Here is a 6,419-nt window from a genome sequence, read left to right as displayed (position 1 = left end):
GGCCGTCTGAAAATTTTCAGACGGCCTTTTCATCTAACTCACATTATTTAGCCAGTTCGGCACGCAGTTTGTGGGTTACATTCATCATCACTTGGAGTTGTTCCAGAGTTTCTTTCCAGCCACGTGTTTTCAGGCCGCAGTCTGGGTTAACCCACAGACGTTCAACCGGTACAACCTCGATGGCTTTGCGCAACAGATGCTCAACTTCAGCTTCAGTCGGTACGCGTGGGCTGTGGATGTCGTAAACACCTGGGCCGATGTCGTTCGGGTATTTGAATTCGCCGAATGCAGTCAAGAGCTCCATGTCGGAACGTGAAGTTTCGATGGTGATGACGTCAGCGTCCATAGCGGCGATGGCTGGCAGGATGTCGTTGAACTCAGAGTAGCACATATGAGTGTGGATTTGGGTGCTGTCTTCGCAACCGGTAGAGGACAGGCGGAAAGATTCACCGGCCCAGTTCAGGTAGGCATCCCAATCGGCACGTTTCAAAGGCAGACCTTCGCGGATGGCAGGTTCATCAATTTGGATGACTTTTATGCCGGCTTTTTCCAGATCCAATACTTCGTCATTCAGAGCCAGTGCGATTTGTTTGCACACGGTAGAGCGAGGAATATCGTTGCGGACGAAAGACCATTGCAGAATGGTTACAGGACCGGTCAACATACCTTTCATCGGGCGTTTGGTCAGGCTTTGAGCGTAAGTAGACCAAGCCACGGTCATGGCTTCAGGACGGCTTACGTCACCGAAGATGATAGGTGGTTTCACGCAGCGTGAGCCGTAGCTTTGTACCCAGCCGTATTGGGTGAATGCAAAACCGCTCAACAATTCGCCGAAGTATTCAACCATGTCGTTACGCTCGGCTTCGCCGTGTACCAGTACGTCCAAGTCCAGTTTTTCTTGCTCTTCAACCACCAAGGCGATTTCTTTTTTCATCGCGGCTTCGTAATCAGCGGCAGACAGTTCGCCTTTTTTGAAGGCTGCACGTGCTTGGCGGATTTCGGTAGTTTGAGGGAAAGAACCGATGTTGGTAGTCGGCAGTAGAGGCAGGTTCAACCATGCTTGTTGCGCTTTGATACGGTCGGCAAATGGAGATTTGCGTTGGTCTGCGTTGGCAGGCAAATCGGCCAGGCGTTTGGCAACGTCTGCACGGTGGATTTCGCTGCTGTTGGCACGGGAGTCGGCAGCAGCTTGGCTGGCAGCCAGTTCTTCGGCAACGGAATCACGACCTTCGTTTAATGCGGCTTTCAGAACGCGCAATTCTTGGGTTTTTTGCAGGGTGAATGCCAACCAAGAGTACAGGTCAGGTTTGTTGGCTTTCAGTTTTTCTTCAACTGACAAGTCAAATGGAGTGTGCAGCAGAGAGCAAGAGCTGGAGATCCACAAACGGTCGCCCAGTTTGGCTTGCAGAGGCTCGACAGTTTCCAAAACTTTGTTCAGGTTGGCGCGCCAAATGTTGCGGCCGTCGATAACGCCGGCAGACAGAACTTTGTCGTAGTCAGCAAATGCGTCCAGCTGCTCAGGAGCGCGTACCAGGTCGATGTGCAGGCCGTCAACAGGCAGGGATTTCAGCAAAGCAGCGTGTTCGGCAACAGAACCGAAGTAAGTGCTCAACAGGATTTTGGCGCTTACTTTGCTCAAAGTAGCGTAAACGTCTTTGTATGCTTCTACCCATTCTTTAGGCAGGTCAACAGTCAAAGCAGGCTCGTCGATTTGAATCCACTCGGCACCGGCTTCAACCAAAGCAGTCAGGATTTCAACGTAAACAGGCAACAGTTTAGGCAACAGGCTTAGACGGTCGAATTCAACAGCGCCTTTTTCTTTACCAACCCACAGGAAAGTCAACGGACCCACAACGGTCGGTTTTGCTTTCAGACCCAAAGCTTGAGCTTCTTGCAGTTGTTGAACGTAGTGTTTGGCGTTGGCTTTGAATTCGGTATCGGCGTGGAATTCAGGCACCAAGTAGTGGTAGTTGGTGTCGAACCATTTGGTCATTTCGATAGCGAATTGGTCTTTGTTACCACGGGCCAGTTGGAAGAATTGTTCCAAAGACAGGTTTTGGCTGTCGAAGCCGAAACGGGCAGGGATGGCACCGGTGGCAACTTGCAGGTCGAGGATGTGGTCGTAGAAAGTGAAATCGCCTACGGCAACGTAATCAGCGTTGGCCGCGGCTTGGTGTTTCCAGTTTTTCTCGCGCAAGTCTTTAGCAACAGCCAGCAATTCTTGCTCGCTGATTTCTTTGCGCCAGTATTTTTCTTGTGCGAATTTCAATTCGCGGAAGGCACCGACGCGCGGGAAGCCTGAAAAATGCAATGTTGTCATGTTAACTCTCCTAGTTGGAATTTTGAATCAGGCCGGTATGGCCTGAATGTTCGATATTGTAAATCAGAATGGGGAGGCCGTCTGTTTTATTAACGCGGACGCACGCCCAAAATATGGCAGATGGCGTAAGTCAGTTCGCTGCGGTTGAGGGTGTAGAAGTGGAAGTCTTTGACACCTTCGCGCGAGAGGACTTTGACCATGTCGATGGCGATGCTGGCGGCAACAAGGTTGCGCGTGCCTTGGTCATCATCCAAACCTTCGTACATTTTAGACAGCCAGCTTGGGATTTTGACGTTGGTCACTTGGGCCATTTTGGTCAATTGTTTGAAATTGGTTACGGGCAGGATGCCGGGAACGATTTCAACGTCAATGCCCATCATCACGCAACGGTCGCGGAAGCGCAGATAGCTTTCCACGTCGAAAAAGAATTGGGTAATAACGTGGTTTGCGCCCGCATCGATTTTGCGTTTCAGATTGATTAAGTCGGCTTGTGCGGATTTGGCTTCCGGGTGCACTTCTGGATAGGCTGCTACGGAAATATCAAAGTCGGCAACGGAGCGCAACAGCTTGACCAAATCTTCGGCATAGAAAGGTTTTTTCTCGTAGCCGGGCGGCTCGTCGCCACGCAGGGCGACAATGCGGCGGATACCGCTGTCCCAATAATCTTTGGCGATTTGGCGTAACTCGTCAGGGCTGGCATCGATACCAGTCAAGTGAGGGGCGGCTTCAAGGCCGGTTTCTTGTTTGATGCGTTTAACGATACTGTGTGTGCGGTCGCGTTCGCCGGAGTTTGCACCGTAGGTTACGGAAACGAATTTCGGATGCAAGGTTTGCAGACGATGGATGGAATCCCACAGCATGGTTTCCATTTGTTCGTTTTTCGGCGGGAAAAATTCGAATGAAACATTGATGTCGCCTTTCAAATCGGAAAGGCTGTTGTTTAAGGCGGCGATTTCTCGAGCGTGATTCATGGTTATGCACCTTCTGCATATCTTTTATTTGTTGTCAGGTTGCATAATAAATTTGAGGTTGGTATGAGTCAATTTCGAAATTTTCCGAAATTGTATGAATAGATTTAATAAAGACCTCAGGCCGTCTGAAAAAACAGCCTGAGGTCTTGTTTGATAGGGAAGGGAGAAAGATTATTCTGCTTCATCTATCCATGCTTGTTGCACGGCTTCGAGAATACGCTCGCCGCAACGCGCAGGATCATCGTCAAATTCAGGCAAAGCCATAATTAAATCACGCAGTTGGGTAAAACGTACGGTTTTCGGATCGATGCTGTCGCCGTGTAAGTCGTAGAGTTCTTCGGCGATGCGTTGGGTATCTGTCCATTTCATGATGTGTTCCTTTATTGGGTTTGGGCTATTAGTAATTATTTTAATCAAGAAGAAGTCAGACTGCCAGATTGTTTTACGGAAGATGGGCAGATAAATAATGATGTTGTTTTTTAACAAAATAGCATATTTGCGTTAAAATACGGCACGACACTTAAAAACTACGGCACATTCGCTTTGAATTTGCCGTTTTATATATTTTATTCCGTTTTGAATGATGGTTTGCGGATGAATAATTTACATTATCCCAATGCAACCAAATCATCTGGAACGGCTCTTAATACGAAATCCATCGCTTAAAAATAAAAGGAAAAAAGATGAATAACGCACTCAACGCCAAGCTGTCCAAACTGATTTACGCGCTTGCTTCAGATGATCCGGAGTATCTGTCTAATAAAGCAGGCGCATTTGACCGTTTGCTGTTGTTGGTTCGCGAACTTTATCGGATGCTGGACGAAACAGAAGGTTTGAAGCAGCTGGTGTTCCGTCTGTATTACGGCAAGCACTATGGCTTAATTAAACTGGATGCCGCTTCGCCCAATGACGATGCAGGCGCATTGAGGTTGAAACGTTGGATGGTTTATTCGCGTATCGCCGAGCGTATCGAAAAGTGCGGCAAGCATTTGTCGGTCGTACTTGAGGATGTGGTGTTGGAAAATGGCGCGGACAAATCTCATTATATAGATAAAGCCAATGTCATTATCGAGCGTTTCGGTTTGGTAAGGGATGAGGCTGCACTTTCGGCCATCGAGGCAGAGGAAGTGTTGAAAACAGAGCAAGAGTTGCAGGCGACAAGCGAGCCTCAAAAATCTGCTCCTAAGCATCACGGCAATATGCATCAAATCAGAATGCAAGAAAAAATTGAAAATTATTCCGCTATGCAGAAAGTGGCCTCCATGCAGATTTCGCGTATGCGTTTTATTTTCCCTCATATCAAATAATTTGCTGCATAACCCAAAGGCCGTCTGAAAACCATGAATTTGTGGTTTCAGACGGCCTTTTTCATTAAGCCTTGTTCTAGTGGTCTTCACGCGCATGGTTGATCGTATATTTAGGAATTTCTACGACCAAATCTTCATCGGCAACGACTGCCTGACAGCTCAAGCGTGAATCGGCTTCCAAGCCCCATGCTTGGTCGAGCAGGTCTTCTTCCAATTCGGTTGGTTCTTCCAAGCTGTCAAAACCTTTGCGGATAATCACGTGGCAGGTTGTGCAGGCACAGGATTTTTCACAGGCGTGATCGACTTCGATGTCATGGTCGAGCAGTACGTCAAGGACGGTTTGGCCTTCCGGTGCGTCTTCGATAACCGCGCCTTCGGGGCATAATGTCGCGTGTGGGAGTACGGTAATTTTTGGCATTTTTATTGTCTCAGTTGTTTAAGAGTGGTTGTGGTTAAAGCGGCTTCAGACGGCCTTGGGTATTCAATATTCAGGCCGTCTGAAAAATGGGTTTATAACATGATGCCTTTACTTTTTAAATTTTCCAGGCATTCGTCTAAGTAGGCATCATCATGTTCGGTGTAAATCGGCGAAGTAGCTGTTTCAGCAGTGTGTGCGTGGTATGGGGCAACGGCTTTGCCGCGATACAACGGGTCTTTCCATAAAACGTCAGGCTTGTAGCCGCATTTTTCCATTTCTTCCATAATCAGCGCGTGATACAGATAGAGCTTGTAAGGCGAATGGGTGAAGACGTAATTCACCGTCGCATGCGGCCTGCCCCAGCCTGCTCCACGTAAGGCGGCGCATTCGCGGTGTTGCCCTAAAAGTTGGGCGCGGGGGAGCAGGGGAATGAGGGTTTGGTGCCAGAGTCTCATTTTGATTCGAATAATGTCAGGTACTCGGAATAGGCTTGTTTTAAACCTTTTTTGGAGTAGGTGGTATAAATAATGTGCTGCCTTGGACGGTAATGTTGCCCTCGCGGCTGCGGATATTGATGTCGCCGCCAGCTTTCAGGCTGCTTTCGCGGCTTTGGCGGTAGTTTTGGTTTTGTTCCTTGCCGGCGGTTTTAAAGCCGAAGCCGGCTTCGACGGACAAGAGGACGGCGCCTTGCTGTCCGGTTTGGTTTTTGACGGCATCGGCCACTTTGCCGACGCCATCGGCCAGTTGGTAGGCTTGGGCACCGGCGTCATCTGATTATTTTGAAATTGCCATTTCAATGACTTGCTCAACATAGTTGTTTTCCAAATCAATTACGTCTCCTTTTCTTTGTTTTGATATTTTTAATTCGTCATACGCGTAAAAAATAGCAATTTTTTTCCCTTCACAAAATAAATGTCTGTCGGATTTATTCATCATATACATACTTTCATTCCTTACGATGCCTTCACCATCTATAAAACTAAAACTATTCGGTATGTTTCTTCTTTCCATTCCTGCCTCATATATTGACGATATTACTCCGGAAACGCTTCTGGTGATAATCTGTCCGGAATCAATATTAGCCCACCATTCATCCGACGCAAACAATCCTTTGTCTTTTTTGATGCCAAAGATACTTTCGTCATTCAATGACAGTAATCTTGTATCTTCAATATGCTCCTTCTTTTTTCTATTTTTCATATCTTTTTTAAAATCATAAACCAAATACATATCATCATCTAAATTTAAATAGCTCATTTTATATCTCCAATTTTTTCAAATGGAGTCCGTCTTCGATTTCAGTGGTTAATTTTGTTCCGCTTTTGCCGAAATATTCATCAGACAGACAATGCCGGATTTTTCCATCTTGATTCTTTATTTCGTTTTTACAGACGCTATCTTCA

The 6,419-nt window shown here is 47.1% G+C and carries 8 protein-coding genes; 1 reads left to right on the top strand and 7 read right to left on the bottom strand.

The window, feature by feature from the left end; translation table 11 throughout:
- Window positions 1-43: 43 nt before the first annotated feature.
- From metE to iscX, 3 genes are all read right to left on the bottom strand, one after another.
- Window positions 44-2,320: a 5-methyltetrahydropteroyltriglutamate--homocysteine S-methyltransferase gene (gene metE / locus HMPREF3047_RS08710; RefSeq protein WP_070583672.1), complete on the bottom strand. Its 2,277-nt coding sequence runs from the start codon at window positions 2,318-2,320 to the stop codon at window positions 44-46.
- A gap of 89 nt (window positions 2,321-2,409) precedes the next feature.
- Window positions 2,410-3,291, bottom strand: coding sequence for a methylenetetrahydrofolate reductase (gene metF, locus HMPREF3047_RS08705; RefSeq protein WP_070583669.1), 882 nt, complete (start codon window positions 3,289-3,291; stop codon window positions 2,410-2,412).
- Between the two features lie 171 nt (window positions 3,292-3,462).
- Window positions 3,463-3,660: a Fe-S cluster assembly protein IscX gene (gene iscX, locus HMPREF3047_RS08700; protein WP_003682097.1), complete on the bottom strand. Its 198-nt coding sequence runs from the start codon at window positions 3,658-3,660 to the stop codon at window positions 3,463-3,465.
- Window positions 3,661-3,974: 314 nt separating this feature from the next.
- On the opposite strand from iscX, the gene HMPREF3047_RS08695 reads away from it, so the two are divergent.
- Window positions 3,975-4,598 carry a hypothetical protein gene (locus tag HMPREF3047_RS08695; RefSeq protein ID WP_070713391.1) on the top strand — a complete coding sequence of 208 codons (624 nt, stop codon included), beginning with the start codon at window positions 3,975-3,977 and terminating at the stop codon, window positions 4,596-4,598.
- 76 nt (window positions 4,599-4,674) lie between these two features.
- Here the strand turns inward: HMPREF3047_RS08695 and fdx are convergent, their stop codons facing one another.
- The 4 genes from fdx to HMPREF3047_RS08675 all read right to left on the bottom strand — a co-directional run bounded on the left by fdx (window position 4,675) and on the right by HMPREF3047_RS08675 (window position 6,273).
- Entirely contained in the window at window positions 4,675-5,016 is a 342-nt protein-coding gene (gene fdx, locus HMPREF3047_RS08690; RefSeq protein ID WP_003686005.1) for an ISC system 2Fe-2S type ferredoxin, read from the bottom strand.
- A gap of 92 nt (window positions 5,017-5,108) precedes the next feature.
- Window positions 5,109-5,471: a TIGR02328 family protein gene (locus HMPREF3047_RS08685; RefSeq protein ID WP_070713389.1), complete on the bottom strand. Its 363-nt coding sequence runs from the start codon at window positions 5,469-5,471 to the stop codon at window positions 5,109-5,111.
- A 40-nt stretch (window positions 5,472-5,511) separates the two neighbouring features.
- On the bottom strand, window positions 5,512-5,739 hold the full coding sequence (locus tag HMPREF3047_RS11100) for a hemagglutinin repeat-containing protein (RefSeq protein ID WP_283122343.1): 228 nt from the start codon (window positions 5,737-5,739) through the stop codon (window positions 5,512-5,514).
- Window positions 5,740-5,790: 51 nt separating this feature from the next.
- Window positions 5,791-6,273: a hypothetical protein gene (locus tag HMPREF3047_RS08675; RefSeq protein ID WP_013449309.1), complete on the bottom strand. Its 483-nt coding sequence runs from the start codon at window positions 6,271-6,273 to the stop codon at window positions 5,791-5,793.
- Window positions 6,274-6,419: the final 146 nt, after the last annotated feature.

The sequence above is a fragment of the Neisseria sp. HMSC075C10 genome, from assembly GCF_001815615.1.
Classification (GTDB): Bacteria; Pseudomonadota; Gammaproteobacteria; order Burkholderiales; family Neisseriaceae; genus Neisseria; species Neisseria subflava_A.
Note: the sequence above shows the minus strand (reverse complement) of the source record. Positions and strands in the feature narration are given on the sequence as shown.

Coding starts and splice junctions, on each gene's coding strand:
- HMPREF3047_RS08695 (WP_070713391.1), top strand. CDS start 3,975: ATGAATAACGCACTCAACGCCAAGCTGTCCAAACTGATTTACGCGCTT.
- iscX (WP_003682097.1), bottom strand. CDS start 3,660: ATGAAATGGACAGATACCCAACGCATCGCCGAAGAACTCTACGACTTA.
- metE (WP_070583672.1), bottom strand. CDS start 2,320: ATGACAACATTGCATTTTTCAGGCTTCCCGCGCGTCGGTGCCTTCCGC.
- HMPREF3047_RS08675 (WP_013449309.1), bottom strand. CDS start 6,273: ATGAGCTATTTAAATTTAGATGATGATATGTATTTGGTTTATGATTTT.
- metF (WP_070583669.1), bottom strand. CDS start 3,291: ATGAATCACGCTCGAGAAATCGCCGCCTTAAACAACAGCCTTTCCGAT.
- HMPREF3047_RS08685 (WP_070713389.1), bottom strand. CDS start 5,471: ATGAGACTCTGGCACCAAACCCTCATTCCCCTGCTCCCCCGCGCCCAA.
- fdx (WP_003686005.1), bottom strand. CDS start 5,016: ATGCCAAAAATTACCGTACTCCCACACGCGACATTATGCCCCGAAGGC.